The sequence below is a fragment of the Actinomadura sp. KC216 genome, assembly GCF_004348535.1.
Classification (GTDB): domain Bacteria; phylum Actinomycetota; class Actinomycetes; order Streptosporangiales; family Streptosporangiaceae; genus Spirillospora.
In genome coordinates, this window is record NZ_SMJX01000086.1 from 1 (window position 1) to 17,151 (window position 17,151).

Below are 17,151 nucleotides of genomic sequence, written 5' to 3' on the forward strand. Positions count from 1 at the left end.
GTAGCCGCCCGTGACCAGGTCGGCGCCTTCGTCGGTGCCTGTGCGGACGTAGGAGTCGACGCTGTCCAGGGGGGCTTCGGAGACCAGGGGGCCGATCGGGGTGTCGGGGGCAAGGCCGGGGCCCAGGCGCAGGTTGGAGGCGGCGGCGGCCAGCTTTTCGGTGAACTCGTCGGCGCGGCGGCGGTCGACGTAGAGGCGGGTGTAGGCGGCGCAGACCTGGCCGCTGTTGAGGAGGGCGCCCTGGAGGTTGCCGGCGACGGCCTTGTCGATGTCGGCGTCGCGGGCGATGACGCTGGGGGCCTTGCCGCCGAGTTCGAGGGTGACGCGCTTGAGGTTGCCGGAGGACGCCTGGACGATCTCGCGCCCGACGGAGCTGGAGCCGGTGAAGGAGACCTTGTCGATGTCCGGGTGCGCGACGAGGGCGCGGCCCACGGAAGGGCCTCCGGTGAGGAGGTTGACGACGCCCGGCGGGAAACCTGCTTCGGCGCAGAGTTCGATCAGGCGGACGGTGGTGAGAGGGGTCTGCTCGGCCGGTTTGATGATGACCGTGTTTCCGCAGGCCAGGGCGGGGGCCAGTTTCCATGCGGCGATCATTAGGGGGAAGTTCCACGGGGTGATCAGCGCGCAGACGCCGACGGGTTCGCGCCGGACGTAGTGCAGGGTGTCCGGGAACGAGACGGGGGAAACCGTGCCTTCGAGCTTGGTGCACCAGCCGGCGAAGTAGCGAAAGTGCTCCGCGGCGCCGCTGACGCTGACGGAATCCGCGACGCCGAGCGGCTGGCCCTGGTCGCGGGTCTCCAGCTCGGCCAGGTCCGCCCTGTGCTTCTCGATCAGGTCGGCGACGCGCCAGAGGAGGCGGGCGCGCGCGCTCGGCAGCATGGTGGCCCAGGCCGGGTCGTGCAGTGCCCTGCGGGCGGCGTCGACGGCGTCCTCGACGTCCTTGGCGCCGGCTTCCGCGCAGGTCGCGAGGACGGCCCCGGTGGCGGGATCGGACGTGGTGAACTCGGCGCCGTCCGCCGCCATAGACCAGTCGCCGTTGATGTACAGCCGTGTGTTCATGGTGACCTCCCTCGCAGGTGAGGAAAGTCTCGGCGGGCGCGGCGCAGGGGGTCTTGTCTGTGCGCGTACGGGAGTTGGCCACGCGTGTAACGATCAGCCGCCGGTGACCGTCACCCGGTACTCGCGGGGGCTGGCGCCGTAGGCGGCCTTGAACAGGCGGCTGAAGCGGGCGGCGTCGACGAAGCCCCAGCGGGCCGCGATGGCGCTGACCGGGCGGTGCAGCTGGAGGGGGTCGCGCAGGTCGCGGCGGCAGTGCTCCAGGCGCCGCTCCTTGATCCACGCGGAGACGGTCGTGCCCTCCTCGCGGAACAGGTTGTACAGGTGGCGGGACGAGACGAAGTGCGCGGCGGCGATGTCGTCCGGGGACAGGTCCGGGTCGTCCAGGTGGCGCTCGATGTAGGCGCGGACGCGGAGCAGGAGCGCGCGGCGGCGGGAGTCGGGCGTCGGCGCGGTCATGTCCAGGCGTTCGGCGAGGAGGGTGACGAGGAGGTCGACAATGTTGTCGCCGAGGCGGACGCTGCCCTGGTCGTCGAGGACGTCGAGCCGCTCGGCGAGCTGGAGGAGGAACGGGGACAGCAGCGCCCCGACGCCCTGGCGGCCGGAGATCCGGGTGGCGGTGAGGCCGGCGACGGCCTCCTCGGGGAGGTGCAGGAGGCGGCGAGGGACCATGAGGACGAGCTGCCGGTACGCGTCGTCGAACGCGAGCGTGTACGGGCGGGTCGTGTCGTAGATCGTGAAGTCGCCGGGGACGAGCGCGGCCTCGCGCCCGTCCTGCGTGAGCAGGCAGTACCCGCTGAGCTGGACGCCGATCTTGTAGTGCCCCGGGTCGGACCGGGCGATCAGCGCGCCCGTCCGGCGGACGACGGCGGGCGTGGACGCGACGTCGGCGACCGTGAGCGCGCCGAGCTCCCGCCCGCGCATGCGCCCCTCGAAGCGTTCCGGACGGGTCGTGTCGGCGCGCAGCGGCACGAACATGTCCGTCACCGAGCTGCGCCAGAACTCGAACCGCTCGGCGACCGGCAGATCCGCCGTGCGAATGAGTGTGGACATGGACGTTTCCCCAGATAAAGCCCCGTTTTCAGGTTCTTCGCCATAGTGCACCCTATGTGTGCGCTGGGGAAACGCCCCGTTTCGCTCAGCGAAAACGCCCCGTCCCCCTCAGTCCATGGCCTGCCGGACGAGGTGCGTGTCGCAGAACTGCTCGAAGCCCGTGATCGCGCCGTCCTTGACCCGCCACACATGGACGAATCGGACGCGCATCGCCTGCCCCGTCGCGCGGTAGGTGCCGGAGTAGTGGCCGATCGCGACGACGGTCCCGTCACCGCCGTCGACCAGTTCCTCGGCGTCGGCGCGGAAGCCCTTCCAGTCCTGCCCGAGCCGCCCGAACACCCCGGCCTTGATCGCGTCGGTGCCGACGTAGGTGCCCGCGTAGGGGAACCCGGCCATCTCCGTCCAGGCGATGTCGTCGGCGAACGCCTCGACCATGCCGTCCAGATCGCCACGGTCGGACGCCGCGTAGTGGGCCTTGATGATGTCGTAAGCCTCGCTCATGTGCTGTCCCTCCCAGTGATCGAACAAAGTCCAGCGTCTCGTCCGGGCGGGGCGCTTGGCCATGCCCGAACAGTCCTTGTCTATGGCGGCACGGTCAGGATGCCGGGGTGATGCGGGCCAGCGCGGCGGCGAGCCGGTCGGCCGCGGTCGGGGCGGCGGGGGCCGGGAGCCCGCCGACGATCGTGAGCGCGAACCGCATGAGCGCCGGACGCGACAGGCCGTGCCGGGTGGCCAGGCGCATGATCCGCGGGTCGTCGATGGCGCGGGTGAAGGCGCGGCCGAGGGTGAACGGCCCGCCGTTCGCGTGCCTGATCGCGGACGGATACTTCCGCAGGACCCGCTCGGGGAACGGCGACGCGGACGCGGTCGTGATCACCTCGGCGGCGATGCGGGCCGCTTCGAGCGCGTACGCGATGCCCTCCCCGTTGGACGGGTTGACCATGCCGCCCGAGTCGCCGACGAGGAGCAGCCCCGGAAGGTAGTGGGGACGGCGGCTGAAGCCCATCGGCAGCGCGGCGCCGCGGACGGGCCCGACCGCGTTCTCCTCGGTGAACCCCCACGACGGCGAGAGCGAGGCAAGCCAGCGGTTGAGGAGCCGGTGGTAGTCGGGGTGCTCGCTGCGGAGCAGCGCCACGCCGACGTTGCAGGTGCCGTCGCCCATGCCGAACACCCAGCCGTACCCGGCCGGGGCGAGGTCGAGCCAGCATTCGAGGTGGTCGTCGTCGTGGCGGGGGCTGCGGAAGTAGCGGCGGCCCGCGATGCCGATCGGGCGGTCGCGGCGCGCCCGCAGGCCGAGGGAGACGCAGAACCGGGACGACGCCCCGTCCGCGGCGATGACCAGTCGGGCCTTGTGCTCGGCGCCGTCGGACGTGCGGACGCCCGTCACCCGTCCGTTGGCCTGGATCGGGGCGGTGACCTTGGTGTTCTCGCGGAGCTCGGCACCGGCGTCGATGGCGGTACGGGCGAGGAGTTCGTCGAGGTCGGCGCGGGTGCGGGTGAGGCCGTGGCCGTCCGGCCAGGGGAGTTCGAGGCGGTGGCCGGCGCCGATGAGGCGGATGCCCTTGTTGGGGAACCAGCCCGGCGCGGTGAGGTCGACGCCGAGGCCGCGCAGCTCGGTGACGGCGCGCGGGGTGAGACCGTCCCCGCAGACCTTCTCCCGCGGGAAGGACGACTTCTCCAGGACGAGCACGTCCAGGCCGGACCGGGCGAGGTGGCGGGCTGCGGCGGATCCGGCGGGACCGGCGCCCACGACGATGGCGTCGCGCATCACGGACGCCGATTGAACCACCCGGCGCCCGGCGGCCTCAACGTGATCACCTGTTGGGCGGTTCCGCGCTGATGTCGGCGAGGGCCGAGCGTTCGTCGCGCTGGACGGCGAGATCCCCGATCGAGACCATCCCGATCGGGCGGTCGCCGTCCACGACCGGGATACGGCGGACGGCGTGCCGCCGCATCAGCTGGACGGCGGTGTCGGCGTCCGCGTCCGGCGCGATGGTGATCATGTTGGTGCTGCAGATGTCGGCGACGGCCGTGGACATGTCCTTCCCGACACCGACGGCGCGGACGACGATGTCGCGGTCGGTCACCAGACCGCGCAGCCGCCCCTCGTGGACGACGAGGACGTCGCCGATGCCGTGCTGCCGCATGAGGTCCCCGACCTGCACGAGGGACGCGTCCGGGGGCACCGCCACCGGCACCGGCGTCATCACCTCGTTCACTTTCTGGGCCATGAGCGAGCCTCCCCTCTCGGGGCCTCGCCTACCCGCCAGCGACGGGGATATCCCCCGCATGCTAGCCCTGGGCGTCGGGGCCGTCCTGCTCGGCGAGGAAGCGCTCGAACTGCGCGCCGAGCTCGTCGGCGGTGGGCATGTCCTGCGACTCGGCGAGGAGGCTGTCGCGCTCGGCGGCCCCGGCGAACGCGTCGTACTGCTGTTCCAGGGCCCGGACGACCTTCTCGACCTCGTCGTTGCCGTCCACCTGCTCGGCGATGTCGGCGTCGGTCGCGGCGGCGGCCTCGCGGAGCGGCTCGACGGGCAGGACCAGCCCGGTGGTCTCGACGACGGCGTCCAGCGCGGCGACGGCGGCGGCCGGATAGGCGGACTGCGCGAGGTAGTGCGGGACGTGAATGGCGAACCCGACGGCGTCGTGCCCCGCCTCCCCGAGCCGCAGCTCCAGCAGCCCGGCGACGCTGCCCGGGACCTGGACCTTGTCGAACCAGGAGCTGCGGGTGACCAGCTCGGGCCGCGTCGCGTGCGAGGTGATGCCGACCGGGCGGGTGTGCGGGACGCCCATCGGGATGCCGTGGAACCCGATGACCAGCCCGATGCCGAGCCGCTTCACCAGGTGCAGGACGGACGCGGTGAATCCCTCCCAGAGCCGGTCGGGCTCGGGGCCGGAGAGCATCAGGAACGGGCTGCCCGCGTCGTCGCGGAGAAGGCGCACCACCAGCTCGGGCGCCTCGTAGGACGCCCAGTGGTCGCGGTCGAAGGTCATCGGCGGGCGGCGCGCCCGGTAGTCGATCAGCGAGTCGACGTCGAAGCGGGCGACGACGCGGTGCTCCAGCGCCTCGAGGAGGTGCTCTCGCACGAGCTGCCCGGTGGACCCGGCGTCCACGAAGCCGTCGAGGCTGTGCAGCAGCACCGGACCCGTCATCGGCGGCAGGTCGGTGTCGAGCTCGTACAGATCCTCAGGGTTCAGCAACTTCTCCCCCACATCTTCATGTCGTCGTCACAACAGTAGGACATGCGGAGGCCAATCCCCGGATCGGCTGTGACGCCCGTCACCCGGAGGAGACGGCCAGGTCCCGCGCGGTCCCGCCGGGTCACGCCGGTCCCGCCGGTCACGCGCTAGGGAATGCTCCACAGGGAGACCGACAGCAGGGCCAGGCTGACGGCGATGAGGAGCGTCGCGACGGACTGGCCGCCCCCGTCGGTGGCGGGCACGGTCCGGCCGCGGGTCGTCAGGACCACGAACCACGCGAAGAAGCCCACGGCGACGACGTCCATCGCCAGGGCGAGCCCGGTCACGGGACCACCATCCGCCTCATCCGAGCAACCCTAGACGAGTGCGGTCGCTCACATCTGCGCCTTGGCGTGCGCACCCGGCGGTATTGGATACAGAATCGAGTTCGGAAGCCAGGGAGTTCGCGAATCCAGGGAAGGGGCATGCGCATGACCGCCGACCGCGCGTACGACATCGTCCTGTTCGGCGCCACCGGCTTCACCGGCGCACTGACCGCCGAGTACCTCGCCGAGCACGCCGGCGCCGGGACGCGCTGGGCCCTCGCCGGACGCAACCGCGCCAAGCTGCGAGCCGTCCGCGACCGGCTGGAGAAGCTGAATCCCGCCTGCGCCGACCTGCCGCTGCTGCACGCCGACACCACCGACGCCCGCTCCATCGAGGAGATCGCGAACGCGGCACGGGTCGTCGTCACGACGGTCGGCCCGTACAACGAACACGGCGAGCCCCTGGTCGCGGCGTGCGCGCGCGCCGGGACCGACTACGTCGACCTCACCGGCGAGCCCACGTTCGTCGACCGCATGTACGTGAAGTACCACGACGACGCCGTCCGCAGCGGGGCGCGGATCGTGCACGCCTGCGGGTTCGACTCGATCCCGCACGACCTCGGCGCCTACTTCACGGTGAAGCAGCTGCCCGAGGGCGTCCCGCTGCACGTCGAGGGGTTCGTGCGGGCGCGGGCGGACGCGTCCGGCGGCACCCTGCACTCGGCGGTCGGGATCTTCGGGGACGCCGCCGGCATGCGGCGCGCCGAACGCGAACGCCGGAAGGTCGAGGAGCGTCCCGCGGGGCGGACGGTGCGCGTCTCGCGGCGTCCCACGCCGAAGGCCCGGGTCGGGGACGGCTGGACGCTCCCGCTGCCCACCATCGACCCGCAGATCGTGATCCGGTCGGCGGCGGCGCTCGACCGCTACGGCCCGGACTTCACCTACGGGCACTACGTCGCCGTCAAGCGACTCACGGGCGCGGCCGGGCTGGTGGCGGGGGCGGGCGCGCTGTTCGTCCTGTCCACGCTGCCGCCCACCCGCAGCCTGCTGCTGCGGCTCCGCGCGCCGGGCGAGGGGCCGTCCGAGGAGAAGCGCGCACGCCACTGGTTCAGCGTGAAGTTCGTGGGCGAGGGCGGCGGCCGGCGCGTCGTCACCGAGGTCGCCGGCGGCGACCCCGGGTACGGCGAGACGGCGAAGATGCTCGGCGAGTCGGCGCTGTGCCTCGTCCATGACGACCTGCCGGACACCGCCGGGCAGGTCACGACCGCCGCCGCGATGGGCGACGCCCTCATCGACCGGCTGATCAAGGCGGGCATCACCTTCAGGGTCCTGGACGCGGCCGACTCGGACTGACCGGCGACCGGCCCAGTGTCCCGTTACAGCTCGTGCCAGGGGATGTCGGGACGGGACGGGGCCACCACGGCGAGGGACTGGCCGCCCTTGATCCGCTCGTCGAGCCGCGCGGTGAGGCGGAAGCTGGCGTTGGGGCGGTGCGACTCGCCGACGGCCAGGAGGGTGCTGCCGCGGTGCAGCAGGAAGACGGCGACATCGAGGCGGGACCACTCACCGGCGTCCTCCGGGACGTCCACGCGGTAGAGGGTGCCGTCGGAGTCCAGCGTGCTGGCGAGGTTGTGGTAGATCGCGGCGACGCCCGGGTTCCGGATCGCGACCGCGACGACGGCGGGGTCGTCGATGTCGACCGGCTCGATGTCCGGGCTGACCAGGCCCAGCGCCTCGGTGATCTCCGCGCGGCGGCCGCCGTCGTGCACGCCCGCCAGCAGGTGCACCGACGCGTCCTTGCGACGCAGGTAGGCGGAGACGCCCAGCATCACCCGGACGGTCTCGTCGTCGGAGCGGCCGACCACGACGGCGGAGCGGGCGTTCTCCAGGCACGCGCGCTCGTAGGCGGTGTCGTCGAAGGCGACCACGTCGTACAGGCCGGGGTCGGGGTTCTCGCCCGTCAGCTCGCCCGGCCAGAAGATCGTGACCACGGGGGTCTTGGCGTACTCCGGGTCGGCGCGGAGCTGGCCGATGATCGCCCGCAGCCCGTCCCGGTCGTAGCCGATCATCACGATGTGCTGCTTCTTGTGGAGCTGCGCCTGGCCGTTGGCCCTCATGGTCCGTCCTCTCCCCATCCAGAGCGTCAGCTCGGCGAACATCACGAGCCCCGCGGTGAGGCCCGCCACGATGATGATCACGCCGCCGATCCGGCCGCCGACCGACTCCGGGTACAGGTCGCCGTAGCCGGTGGTGGTGCCGCTGACCAGGAAGTACCAGATGTACTCGTCCGGCCGCCTGATGTCGGCGCCGGGCTCCTCGAACACCGCGATCAGCAGCCAGCCGACCAGGAAGGCGGCGAGGAGGACGAGCGCGGGCGCCCGCCAGGAGCGCCCGGTGAGCCGGTTGACCAGGCGCATCAGCACGATCGGCATCCGCGCAGCGTGCCAGCGGGCGAAATGCCACGTCAAGCCCCAAATGCCCCACTCGGCACGACCGGAATTGGTCAGCGCACGGTTACCGACCGGCCCCCGGCGCTGCTCGCTGCCTACCGGGCCAGCCCCCGGCGCAGCACCCGGTTCAGGGCCGCGGCCACCTCCGCGGAAAGATCCCCGTCACCGGACGAGCCGGACGCACCGGGCGCCCCGCCGGACGGACCACCGGGCGGGGCGCCGGAATGCACCAGGTCGGAGGGGACGGCGTCACGCGTGTGCCCGCAGTCGCGGCACTCGACCTCGCCGAGGCGGCACACCAGCGCCACCGAGCCGCACGCCGCGCAGCCGTCGAGATCGTCCGCCGCGCCGTGGACGGACTGGCAGCCGGGGCAGATCAGGACCTGCCGGTCCGCCCGCACCCCGCGCTTCCAGGGGCTCGCGCCCCGCACGGGGTCGGTCTGCCGCGCCCCGCACCGAAAGCAGGGCATCACACCTCCAGGGGTGCGGGGACCGGTTCCGGCCATCGGACCGGTCCGTTTCGCTCAGAGACCGGCGAGCGCCTTGCGGTACTCGTCGATGTCGCGTGCGTCCGGGATCGCGTTCACGACCTTCCAGCGGACCACGCCCTCGGTGTCGATGACGAAGGTGCCCCGCAGGGCCAGCCCCTTGGTCTCGTCGAACACGCCGTAGCGCTGCGCCGTCCCGCCGTGCGGCCAGAAGTCCGCCAGCAGCGGGAACTGGTACTTCTCCTGCTCGGCCCAGGCGCGCAGCGCGAACATCGAGTCGACCGACACCGCGAGGACCTGGACGTCGTCGGCGTCGCCCAACGTCGGCAGCTCGTCCCGGATCTGGCACAGCTCGCCCGTGCAGACGCCGCTGAAGGCCAGCGGGTAGAACACCAGGACGACGTTCTTCGCACCGCGGAAGTCCGACAGCTTGACCGGGGTGCCGTGCTGATCCTTCAGCTCGAAGTCGGGGGCGACGTCGCCTACCTCAACCGCCAATGCCTCTCCCAGGATTTCGTGCCCGCCCGCGGCGGGGTATGCCCGTCCCCCACGGGCGTGGGGGACGGGCCCAGTGTGTCACCCCGCGGCGCCCGTCGGACCCGGGCGGCCGAACCGGGCGTTCCGGCCCCCTCGACCGGATACGTGCGGATGCGTGCGGCCGCCTACTTGCGGACCTTGGGCGCGACGAGCCGCGTCCCTGACCACTCCTTCGCGGCGCTGACGCTGCTGGTCTGCGACAGGCCGGCCGTCTGCGCGGCCTCGCCGATGTCGCTCGGCTCCACATGGCCGTCGCGGCCCGCCTTCGGCGTCAGCAGCCAGATGTCGCCGCCGCCGGTGAGCGGGATCATCGCGTCGGTCAGGCCCTCGAACAGGTCGCCGTCCTCCTCGCGCCACCACAGCAGCACGACGTCGACCACGTCGTCGTAGTCCTCGTCGACCAGCTCGTTCCCCGTGACGGCCTCGACGGATTCCCGGAGCTCCTCGTCGACGTCGTCGTCGTAGCCGATCTCCTGCACCACCTGGCCCGCCTTCAGGCCGAGCCGTTCGGCCAGGCTGCGCTCAGACTGCGCCTGACCCGCGGTCGCGCTCACGAAAGTCCTCCCATTGTCGTCGTCCGCACTGTGCCGTGCTTATCCATTCCGCCCCCTGGACGGGTGGCCCGCCCGCACCTGTGCGGTGTTTGCGGGACAGTCCACACAAGTGAGGGCCCCTAGCGCAAGTGTCTTCCCGGCTTTTGGTGGCCTCATTGGCCCGATTACGGGGATCTCCGTAACCACGCGTCCACGGAAAGTGACAATCCCCGCGTCAGACCCATGCCCCGCGGGGTCGGCACCCGGATCGTTTCGCTCATCCTTTAAGGAAAGACAGTCGTACCTGGCGATCCGGGTTGTCCACATTGAGGTCGACCAGGGCGATCGACTGCCACGTTCCCAGCGCGAGCCGCCCGCCGACGACCGGGACCGTGGCGAACGGCGGGACGAGCGCGGGCATGACGTGCGAGCGGCCGTGCCCCCGCGACCCGTGCGCGTGCCGCCAGCGGTCGTCCGCCGGGAGCAGGTCGCCGAGCGCGGCGAGGAGGTCGTCGTCGCTGCCGGACCCCAGTTCGAGGATCGCCACGCCGGCGGTGGCGTGCGGGACGAAGACGTGCAGCAGCCCGTCGCCGCCCGCCGCCGCGGCGAACCGCTCGCATTCGGCCGTGATGTCGTGCACGGCCTCGCGCGTGCCGGTGGTCACCCGGACCACGGTGCTCTCCATGGTTCCCGGTCTACCCGATCCACGCGCCCGGACGCATAGCGCCACGCGTCCGGCGGGCGCTTCTGGCTAGCTCGTCCGGCTAGCGCTGCATCTGTTCCTTGGGCTCGATCACCGCGTCCGGCCCTGGATAGACCAGCCTCTCGTGGCCGTCGTCGAACCTCACCACGTAGGGCGGGCCGCCGTCGGGGCCGCGCACTTCGATGATCTCGCCCATCCGGTCCGCCTGGCCCACGACGTTGCCGTGAACGTGCAGCCGGTCTCCGATCTGTCCGTTCATCACTCCCCCAAGCTCGCTCGTCCGCCACCGGGACGGACCGTGCCTGGCATGTGGTGCCGTTGTTCCCAGCCTCATACGTTCCCCGCGTCCCGTCGAGGGGAATCTTCCCCGAACCTGGAAAAACCGGGCACCGCGACGGTCGGTACCCCGATCCGCCGGGGAGAATGGTTACCGTCTGGTAGAGATGCGTTAGCCATCATTAGCGGCGACGATGGATCAGGTACGAGGCGACGAACAGTCGGCCGGGGACCGGCGGCCCGCCGCACTGCGGCGGCCGGTCCCACCAGCAAAGACGGTAAGGACAGAGGGGACCCCGTGGCTTCCGGACGTCAACGCTTTTCGATCATCAGCGACGGCCTGCCGAGCCAGCTGCCCGACATCAACCCGGACGAGACCCGGGAGTGGCTGGAGTCGCTGGACACGGTCATCAAGACCGAGGGCCGCGGCAGGGCGCGCTACGTGATGCTCCGGCTCCTGGAACGGGCCCGCGAGCTACAGGTCGGCGTGCCCGGCCTGCGCAGCACCGACTTCATCAACACGATCCCGCCGGAGCACGAGCCCTGGTTCCCCGGCGACGAGCACGTCGAGCGGCGCATCCGCGCCTACATCCGGTGGAACGCCGCGATCATGGTGTCGCGCGCGAACCGGCCCGACATCGGCGTCGGCGGCCACATCGCCACCTACGCCTCCGCCGCCTCGCTGTACGAGGTCGGCTTCAACCACTTCTTCCGCGGCAAGGACCACGGCGAGTCCGGCGACCAGGTGTTCATCCAGGGGCACGCCTCGCCGGGCATCTACGCCCGCGCCTACCTGGAGGGACGGCTCCCGGGCGACAAGCTCGACGGGTTCCGGCAGGAGCACTCGCACCCGGGCGGCGGCCTGTCGTCGTACCCGCACCCGCGCCTCATGCCGGACTTCTGGGAGTTCCCCACGGTCTCGATGGGCCTGACGGCGATCGACTCGGTCTACCAGGCCCGCTTCAACCGCTACCTCTACAACCGCAAGATCAAGGACACGTCCCGGTCGCACGTGTGGGCGTTCCTCGGCGACGGCGAGATGTCCGAGCCGGAGTCGCTCGGCGCGATCGGCCTCGCCGCCCGCGAGGAGCTCGACAACCTCACCTTCGTCGTCAACTGCAACCTCCAGCAGCTGGACGGGCCCGTCCGCGGCAACGGGAAGATCATCCAGGAGCTGGAGTCGTTCTTCCGCGGCGCGGGCTGGAACGTCATCAAGGTCATCTGGGGCCGCGACTGGGACCCGCTGCTCGCCCAGGACGTCGACGGCGTCCTCGTCAACCAGATGAACACGACGCCGGACGGCCAGTTCCAGACGTTCAGCGTCGAGTCCGGCGAGTACATCCGGGAGAAGTTCTTCGGCGCCGACCCGCGGCTGCGCAAGATCGTCCAGCACCTGTCGGACGACGAGCTGCGCAAGCTGTCGCGCGGCGGGCACGACTACCGCAAGGTGTACGCGGCGTTCAAGGCGGCCCGCGAGCACGTCGGGCAGCCGACCGTGATCCTCGCGCACACGATCAAGGGCTGGACGCTCGGCTCCGACTTCGAGGCCCGCAACGCCACCCACCAGATGAAGAAGCTCACCAAGGCCGAGCTGAAGGAGTTCCGGGACCGCCTCTACCTGGACATTCCCGACTCCGCGCTGGAAGCGCCCCTCCCGCCGTACTACCACCCGGGCGAGGACTCCGACGAGATCCAGTACATGCGCGAGCGCCGCGCCGCCCTCGGCGGTTTCCTGCCGAAACGAGTAGTACGGGCCAAGCCGCTCAAACTCCCCGGCGACCCGGTCTACGCCGAGATGAAGAAGGGGTCCGGCAAGCAGAACGTCGCGACGACGATGGCGTTCGTCCGGCTGCTGAAGGACCTGATCAAGGACGAGAACATCGGCGCCCGGTTCGTCCCGATCGCCCCGGACGAGTACCGCACGTTCGGCATGGACTCGCTGTTCCCCACATCCAAGATCTACTCGCCGCACGGGCAGACGTACGAGGCCGTCGACCGCAAGCTGCTGCTCTCCTACAAGGAGTCGGAGAGCGGGCAGATGCTCCACGAGGGCATCAGCGAGGCCGGGTCGATGGCGTCGACCATCGCGGCGGGCACGGCGTACGCCACGCACGGCGAGCACATGATCCCGGTCTACATCTTCTATTCGATGTTCGGGTTCCAGCGGACCGGCGACCAGATGTGGGCGCTCGGCGACCAGATGGGCCGGGGGTTCCTCCTCGGCGCCACCGCGGGCCGCACCACCCTCACCGGCGAGGGCCTCCAGCACGCCGACGGCCACTCCCCGCTGCTCGCCGCGACGAACCCGGCGTGCGTCCACTACGACCCGACGTGGGCGTTCGAGCTGGCGCACATCGTCCAGGACGCGCTGCGCCGCATGTACGGGACGTCCGAGGAGCACCCGAACGGCGAGGACGTCTTCTACTACCTCACCGTCTACAACGAGCCGTACCAGCAGCCGGTGGAGCCGGACGACCTCGACGTCGACGGCCTCCTCAGGGGCCTGTACCGGTACAAGACCGCCCCGGAGGTCACCTCCGGCAACGGCGAGGCACCGCGGGCGCAGATCCTGGCGTCCGGCGTCGGCGGCCGGTGGGCCCTGGAAGCACAGCGCCTGCTCGCCGAAGACTGGGGCGTCGCCGCGGACGTCTGGTCGGCCACCTCGTGGAACGAGCTGGCCCGCGAGGCCCGCGACTGCGACGAGTGGAACATGCTGAACCCGGACTCCGACCAGCGCGTCCCGTACGTCACCCGGAAGCTCGACAACGTCGCCGGGCCGATCGTCGCGGTGTCGGACTTCATGCGCGCCGTTCCGGACCAGATCGCCCCCTGGGTCCAGGCGGACTTCACGTCGCTCGGCACGGACGGGTTCGGCTTCTCCGACACCCGCGCCGCCGCCCGCCGGTTCTTCCACGTGGACGCGGCGTCGATCGTCCTCGCGGTCCTGACCCGGCTCGCCCGGCACGGCGAGGTCAAGCCGGAGACGCTCCAGCAGGCGATGGAGCGCTACCGCCTCAACGCCGACGTCGGAGACGTCTTCGCGGGCGGCGCCGGAAGCGCCGAGAGCAACACGGGCGGCGACGCCTGATCCTGTCCGCCGAGCGAAGCTCGTCCGTTGAATGGCGGTGGGTGGGGGCTGGAGGACGGTGATCGCGGAGGTGTAGGCCGCGATCACGTGGAAAGGGCCCCGAGGAATCTCGGGGCCCTTTGCGCGTCCGGGGTCAGGAGGCGGGCGGCGGCGAGAAGACGCCGAAGCGGTTGCCCGTGGGGTCCTCCAGGTAGGCGAACTTGAGCCCGCTGACCGTGGTCGTGGTGTGCTCCGCGACCTTGCCGCCGTTCTTCTCCGTCTGCGCGCACATGGCCTCGACGTCCTCGACCATGACCAGGAACATCGCGTGGTTGCGGGACGCGTCGGGCTCGTGCGAGATACCGCCGCTCGGCGCGTCGGCGCCCGGGTAGGTGACCAGGTCGTAGCCGTCCGCGTCCGGGTCGAGCGCGAACTTCCAGCCGAACATGTCGCCGTAGAAGCGCCGGGCCTCCTCGGGCGCGTCGGTGCCGACCTGGAACCACGTGACGGTGTTGAACGCGGGAACGCTCATCGATCTCCTCCTTCAAACGCTGCTGCCACCAGCGTCTTGGAGGCCCGCGACAACCCCCTGTCGGGGTTTCCGGACGGATTCTCACCCCACCGGAATTCCGCCCACACCACCGTGCGGGGCCCGTCCACCCGAAACCCCCAGCTCTCCGCCAGGGCTTCGACGACCCGCAACCCGCGTCCGCCTTCGGCGAGGGTCTCCGCCTTGAGATGCGGACGCCTGCCGCCCGCACCGTCGTCGGAGACCTCCAGCCGGTAGACGCCCCGTCCGGCCAGCAGGCTGACCGTCACTCGTCCGCCGTCGCCCGAGTCCGTGTGGGTGATCGCGTTGGAGACGGTCTCGCTCCCGACCGTCACCAGGTCGTCCAGCAGCGGATGGGCCTGCGGCATCATGTCCCGGAGGAAGGTCCGCGCATGCGAGACGGACCTCCGCACGCCCGGAAGCGTGAGCGAGCCGACCACCACAAGCCCACCGCTCGTCACACCCACGACACACCACGCCGCGCGACCACCGCCCCGTCCTCGCCCAGCCGGGTCCAACTCATCTCGGGCGCTCCCATACCGCGCCTCCCTTCGATTCGGAAACGCCCGCCACATTCGCCGCCCGATGCGTTCGCATCACCCGCCCTGAACATTTCCCGACTGAACGTTCAATGCGTGCACGGACGGACACCCTCGGTGACACCCTTGAAAGATGCCTTCCGGGAACGCCCCCACCGTTCGCCAGCGCCGGATCGGCTCGGCGCTCCGCAAAGCCCGCGACCACCACAACCTGACCGTCGCCACCGCCGCCGGCCGCTTCGGCCGCTCCCAGGGCTGGCTGAGCATGGTCGAAAACGGTCTCCAGGTCATCTGCCCCGAAGAACTCAGCGACCTCCTCGACTTCTACAACGTCGAGGACGGCCCCCTCCGCGAGTCCCTTCTCCACCTAGCCACCCACAAACCCGGCACCTGGGTACGGGCGTACGAGTTCCGTATCTCGGCTGCTGGGCTCGACCTGGCAAGCCTGGAGGAGGACGCCGCTGAGATCCGCAACTTCGAGCCCAGCATCGTCCCCGGCCTCCTCCAAATCCCCGCCTACACCCGCAAACTCATCGCCGTCGGTCCTGCCAAGCACCCACGCAACACCAAGGCGCTTGTGGAATTCCGGCTCTCCCGCCAGCGGGTGCTGAGCCGCCCCAACCCGCCCTTCTATATGCCGATCATCGCGGAAGCCGTCCTCCACAACCAAGTGGGCGGAGACCCTGCGATCATGCGCGCGCAGCTACGGCGGCTAGCAGTAGTCGCCCGACTTCCACACGTGGACCTGCGCGTGCTTCCCAGCAGAGCCAGCGAGCACCTCTGGTTCGGCAGCCCGCACCTCCTCATCGCCCTGCGCCCGCCCGGACGGCTCACAGTCTCCGTGGTTGATCAGTATGCCAAGAGCCTCTTCGTGGAGAACGAAGAGGAGGTCGCAGCCCACGAGGAGACCTTCGAACTGCTTCTCTCGGCAGCCCTGAGCAGAGCCGCTTCGCTGAGACTCATAGAAGAGATAGCGTCACAATCATGAATACCCCCGAACTGACCCAGTCCACGTGGCGCAAGAGCAACCACAGCGGCGGCCACGAAGGCAACTGCATCGAAGTCGCCGACCTCAACGGCCACATCGGCATCCGCGACAGCAAGTCGCCCCACACCGGCCACCTGGCACTCTCCCGTCAAGACTTCGCCACACTCCTCACCCGCCTGACGCCGAAGCCATGAACACCCCACCCCGCTGGCGCAAGAGCACCCACAGTGGCGCGGTAGAGAACAACTGCATCGAAATCGCCGACTTCAACGATCGCATCGCCATCCGCGACAGCAAGGCGGCCCACACCGGGCACCTCACCCTCACGCGCGAAAGCTTCGCGGGTCTCCTGACCCACCTGGCATCAAAGCCATGAATACCCCAGTTCGCTGGCGCAAGAGCAGCCACAGCGGCGCCCACGAAGGCAACTGCATCGAGGTCGCCGACCTCAACGACCACATCGGCATCCGCGACAGTAAGAACCCCGCCACCGCACACCTCACCCTCACGCGCCGGCACTTTGCCAGCCTTCTCGCCTATCTGAGCTCCCAGCCTTGATCACTCCGCTGGCAAGGAATTTGATTGCATCGAGTCTTGACAGATTTGGGATGGCGAAGAGTAGGCCCGGGAACACGATTCGAGATCGCGTTCCCGGGCCTCATCCGGTTTGGTCTAGCAGGTGACCGTCAGGGAGAACGGTCGGTCGTCGTCGACGATCTTCGGGTTGCCCGGGGCCGAGGGCGTCGCGGTGCGCACGAAGAGCGTGCGCCCGTTGACCGCGCCGACCAGGATCGACGCGCTGCCCGGCCCGGGGTCACTGCCGCCGTTGGTGTTGACAGTCCCGGTCAGCGCGCAACTGCTGATGTCGACGCTCGTGGTCAGGTTGTAGCGTCCGCTGCCGAAGTGGTTGACGCCCCCGATGCCCGACGCGGCGAGCAGGGTCCCGTTCGCGCTGACCTTGGCCCACAGGGTCGTCGCGGCGGCGCGCTCGCCCTGTCCCGCGGAGCCGGTGTCCGCCGCCGCCCCCGAGACGGCGAAGGCACCACTCGTGATGGCGGCGACCGCTCCCACCGTCATGAGGAATCGTGCTGACTTTTTCATTTCCACCCTCCGTGAAATGGCTGTGCCGTTTTCGCTGAGCCGACGTACCACCAATGGTGATCTTGTTCACCGGGCCCAGCGCCTTCGTTCCGATCCGAAGGCTTGCCATGACTATGCGCTGCCGTGACAGGGCGCCAACATCCCTTATGTTCGGGGGTTGACAACCGGCTTCGCACTTACCAATGGGCTCTGACCGCGCTGATCTCAGGGGGCCGAAAGGCGCGCCCCTCACCCACGGGAAACTTCCCTACGACCTGATCTCGGCGCCTTGTTCAGGGGGTGTCCGGTGCACGGTGCCGACCAC

Annotated in this window: 22 protein-coding genes; 6 read left to right on the forward strand and 16 right to left on the reverse strand. The window is 70.3% G+C overall.

What is annotated here, in order from left to right:
• The 7 genes from E1264_RS17020 to E1264_RS17050 form a co-directional block, all read right to left on the reverse strand.
• Nucleotides 1–1,059 (reverse strand): aldehyde dehydrogenase family protein (locus E1264_RS17020; protein ID WP_132174558.1); only part of this gene is annotated, 1,059 nt, incomplete at its 3' end.
• Between the two features lie 93 nt (nt 1,060–1,152).
• The gene (locus tag E1264_RS17025) at nt 1,153–2,109 is read right to left on the reverse strand and encodes a helix-turn-helix domain-containing protein (protein WP_132174560.1); all 957 of its coding nucleotides are present in this window, start codon (nt 2,107–2,109) and stop codon (nt 1,153–1,155) included.
• 108 nt (nt 2,110–2,217) lie between these two features.
• On the reverse strand, nt 2,218–2,610 hold the full coding sequence (locus E1264_RS17030; RefSeq protein WP_132174562.1) for a nuclear transport factor 2 family protein: 393 nt from the start codon (nt 2,608–2,610) through the stop codon (nt 2,218–2,220).
• Between the two features lie 94 nt (nt 2,611–2,704).
• Nucleotides 2,705–3,877 carry a geranylgeranyl reductase family protein gene (locus tag E1264_RS17035; protein ID WP_132174616.1) on the reverse strand — a complete coding sequence of 391 codons (1,173 nt, stop codon included), beginning with the start codon at nt 3,875–3,877 and terminating at the stop codon, nt 2,705–2,707.
• Nucleotides 3,878–3,923: 46 nt separating this feature from the next.
• Entirely contained in the window at nt 3,924–4,340 is a 417-nt protein-coding gene (locus E1264_RS17040; protein WP_132174564.1) for a CBS domain-containing protein, read from the reverse strand.
• A 61-nt stretch (nt 4,341–4,401) separates the two neighbouring features.
• Nucleotides 4,402–5,310 carry a PAC2 family protein gene (locus tag E1264_RS17045; RefSeq protein ID WP_207935971.1) on the reverse strand — a complete coding sequence of 303 codons (909 nt, stop codon included), beginning with the start codon at nt 5,308–5,310 and terminating at the stop codon, nt 4,402–4,404.
• 146 nt (nt 5,311–5,456) lie between these two features.
• The gene (locus tag E1264_RS17050; protein WP_132174566.1) at nt 5,457–5,636 is read right to left on the reverse strand and encodes a hypothetical protein; all 180 of its coding nucleotides are present in this window, start codon (nt 5,634–5,636) and stop codon (nt 5,457–5,459) included.
• Nucleotides 5,637–5,780: 144 nt separating this feature from the next.
• Here E1264_RS17050 and E1264_RS17055 point away from each other — a divergent pair, with 144 nt between their 5' ends.
• The gene (locus tag E1264_RS17055; protein ID WP_132174568.1) at nt 5,781–6,968 is read left to right on the forward strand and encodes a saccharopine dehydrogenase NADP-binding domain-containing protein; all 1,188 of its coding nucleotides are present in this window, start codon (nt 5,781–5,783) and stop codon (nt 6,966–6,968) included.
• Nucleotides 6,969–6,991: 23 nt separating this feature from the next.
• Here the strand turns inward: E1264_RS17055 and E1264_RS17060 are convergent, their stop codons facing one another.
• The 6 genes from E1264_RS17060 to E1264_RS17085 form a co-directional block, all read right to left on the reverse strand.
• On the reverse strand, nt 6,992–8,047 hold the full coding sequence (locus E1264_RS17060) for an ion channel (RefSeq protein WP_132174570.1): 1,056 nt from the start codon (nt 8,045–8,047) through the stop codon (nt 6,992–6,994).
• Between the two features lie 113 nt (nt 8,048–8,160).
• A complete protein-coding gene (locus E1264_RS17065) occupies nt 8,161–8,535 on the reverse strand; it encodes a hypothetical protein (RefSeq protein ID WP_132174572.1) in 375 nt (124 codons plus the stop codon).
• Between the two features lie 54 nt (nt 8,536–8,589).
• Nucleotides 8,590–9,051, reverse strand: coding sequence for a peroxiredoxin (locus E1264_RS17070; protein ID WP_132174574.1), 462 nt, complete (start codon nt 9,049–9,051; stop codon nt 8,590–8,592).
• 164 nt (nt 9,052–9,215) lie between these two features.
• Nucleotides 9,216–9,644 (reverse strand): DUF3052 domain-containing protein, encoded by a 429-nt coding sequence (locus E1264_RS17075; protein WP_131967297.1) that lies wholly within the window; start codon nt 9,642–9,644, stop codon nt 9,216–9,218.
• 256 nt (nt 9,645–9,900) lie between these two features.
• The gene (locus E1264_RS17080) at nt 9,901–10,308 is read right to left on the reverse strand and encodes a secondary thiamine-phosphate synthase enzyme YjbQ (protein WP_132174576.1); all 408 of its coding nucleotides are present in this window, start codon (nt 10,306–10,308) and stop codon (nt 9,901–9,903) included.
• Between the two features lie 79 nt (nt 10,309–10,387).
• Nucleotides 10,388–10,585 (reverse strand): DUF1918 domain-containing protein, encoded by a 198-nt coding sequence (locus E1264_RS17085; RefSeq protein WP_132174578.1) that lies wholly within the window; start codon nt 10,583–10,585, stop codon nt 10,388–10,390.
• Between the two features lie 315 nt (nt 10,586–10,900).
• Here E1264_RS17085 and aceE point away from each other — a divergent pair, with 315 nt between their 5' ends.
• Complete coding sequence (gene aceE, locus E1264_RS17090) at nt 10,901–13,690, forward strand: pyruvate dehydrogenase (acetyl-transferring), homodimeric type (protein ID WP_132174580.1); 2,790 nt, start codon at nt 10,901–10,903, stop codon at nt 13,688–13,690.
• A gap of 133 nt (nt 13,691–13,823) precedes the next feature.
• Here the strand turns inward: aceE and E1264_RS17095 are convergent, their stop codons facing one another.
• Complete coding sequence (locus E1264_RS17095; RefSeq protein ID WP_132174582.1) at nt 13,824–14,201, reverse strand: VOC family protein; 378 nt, start codon at nt 14,199–14,201, stop codon at nt 13,824–13,826.
• Complete coding sequence (locus E1264_RS17100) at nt 14,198–14,632, reverse strand: ATP-binding protein (RefSeq protein WP_165964215.1); 435 nt, start codon at nt 14,630–14,632, stop codon at nt 14,198–14,200. Before E1264_RS17100 ends, E1264_RS17095 begins: the two co-directional genes overlap by 4 nt.
• Nucleotides 14,633–14,891: 259 nt before the next feature.
• Between E1264_RS17100 and E1264_RS17105 the strand changes: the two genes are divergently transcribed.
• The 4 genes from E1264_RS17105 to E1264_RS17120 are packed head-to-tail and all read left to right on the forward strand — an operon-like array spanning nt 14,892 to nt 16,304.
• The gene (locus E1264_RS17105) at nt 14,892–15,746 is read left to right on the forward strand and encodes a helix-turn-helix transcriptional regulator (protein ID WP_132174586.1); all 855 of its coding nucleotides are present in this window, start codon (nt 14,892–14,894) and stop codon (nt 15,744–15,746) included.
• Nucleotides 15,743–15,940, forward strand: a complete 198-nt coding sequence (locus E1264_RS17110; RefSeq protein WP_132174588.1) for a DUF397 domain-containing protein — start codon at nt 15,743–15,745, stop codon at nt 15,938–15,940. The genes E1264_RS17105 and E1264_RS17110 overlap by 4 nt, the downstream gene beginning before the upstream one ends.
• Nucleotides 15,937–16,122, forward strand: a complete 186-nt coding sequence (locus E1264_RS17115) for a DUF397 domain-containing protein (RefSeq protein WP_132174590.1) — start codon at nt 15,937–15,939, stop codon at nt 16,120–16,122. The genes E1264_RS17110 and E1264_RS17115 overlap by 4 nt, the downstream gene beginning before the upstream one ends.
• The gene (locus tag E1264_RS17120; RefSeq protein ID WP_132174592.1) at nt 16,119–16,304 is read left to right on the forward strand and encodes a DUF397 domain-containing protein; all 186 of its coding nucleotides are present in this window, start codon (nt 16,119–16,121) and stop codon (nt 16,302–16,304) included. The genes E1264_RS17115 and E1264_RS17120 overlap by 4 nt, the downstream gene beginning before the upstream one ends.
• A gap of 114 nt (nt 16,305–16,418) precedes the next feature.
• Here E1264_RS17120 and E1264_RS17125 read toward each other — a convergent pair whose 3' ends face one another.
• The gene (locus E1264_RS17125) at nt 16,419–16,847 is read right to left on the reverse strand and encodes a hypothetical protein (RefSeq protein ID WP_132174594.1); all 429 of its coding nucleotides are present in this window, start codon (nt 16,845–16,847) and stop codon (nt 16,419–16,421) included.
• Between the last annotated feature and the right edge of the window lie 304 nt (nt 16,848–17,151).

Excerpts from the sequence above, each read along its gene's own strand:
- E1264_RS17025 (WP_132174560.1), bottom strand. The coding sequence starts at position 2,109 with ATGTCCACACTCATTCGCACGGCGGATCTGCCGGTCGCCGAGCGGTTC.
- E1264_RS17030 (WP_132174562.1), bottom strand. The coding sequence starts at position 2,610 with ATGAGCGAGGCTTACGACATCATCAAGGCCCACTACGCGGCGTCCGAC.
- E1264_RS17035 (WP_132174616.1), bottom strand. The coding sequence starts at position 3,877 with ATGCGCGACGCCATCGTCGTGGGCGCCGGTCCCGCCGGATCCGCCGCA.
- E1264_RS17040 (WP_132174564.1), bottom strand. The coding sequence starts at position 4,340 with ATGGCCCAGAAAGTGAACGAGGTGATGACGCCGGTGCCGGTGGCGGTG.
- E1264_RS17055 (WP_132174568.1), top strand. The coding sequence starts at position 5,781 with ATGACCGCCGACCGCGCGTACGACATCGTCCTGTTCGGCGCCACCGGC.
- E1264_RS17060 (WP_132174570.1), bottom strand. The coding sequence starts at position 8,047 with ATGCCGATCGTGCTGATGCGCCTGGTCAACCGGCTCACCGGGCGCTCC.
- E1264_RS17065 (WP_132174572.1), bottom strand. The coding sequence starts at position 8,535 with ATGCCCTGCTTTCGGTGCGGGGCGCGGCAGACCGACCCCGTGCGGGGC.
- E1264_RS17080 (WP_132174576.1), bottom strand. The coding sequence starts at position 10,308 with ATGGAGAGCACCGTGGTCCGGGTGACCACCGGCACGCGCGAGGCCGTG.
- E1264_RS17085 (WP_132174578.1), bottom strand. The coding sequence starts at position 10,585 with ATGAACGGACAGATCGGAGACCGGCTGCACGTTCACGGCAACGTCGTG.
- E1264_RS17095 (WP_132174582.1), bottom strand. The coding sequence starts at position 14,201 with ATGAGCGTTCCCGCGTTCAACACCGTCACGTGGTTCCAGGTCGGCACC.
- E1264_RS17105 (WP_132174586.1), top strand. The coding sequence starts at position 14,892 with ATGCCTTCCGGGAACGCCCCCACCGTTCGCCAGCGCCGGATCGGCTCG.
- E1264_RS17110 (WP_132174588.1), top strand. The coding sequence starts at position 15,743 with ATGAATACCCCCGAACTGACCCAGTCCACGTGGCGCAAGAGCAACCAC.
- E1264_RS17115 (WP_132174590.1), top strand. The coding sequence starts at position 15,937 with ATGAACACCCCACCCCGCTGGCGCAAGAGCACCCACAGTGGCGCGGTA.
- E1264_RS17120 (WP_132174592.1), top strand. The coding sequence starts at position 16,119 with ATGAATACCCCAGTTCGCTGGCGCAAGAGCAGCCACAGCGGCGCCCAC.
- E1264_RS17125 (WP_132174594.1), bottom strand. The coding sequence starts at position 16,847 with ATGAAAAAGTCAGCACGATTCCTCATGACGGTGGGAGCGGTCGCCGCC.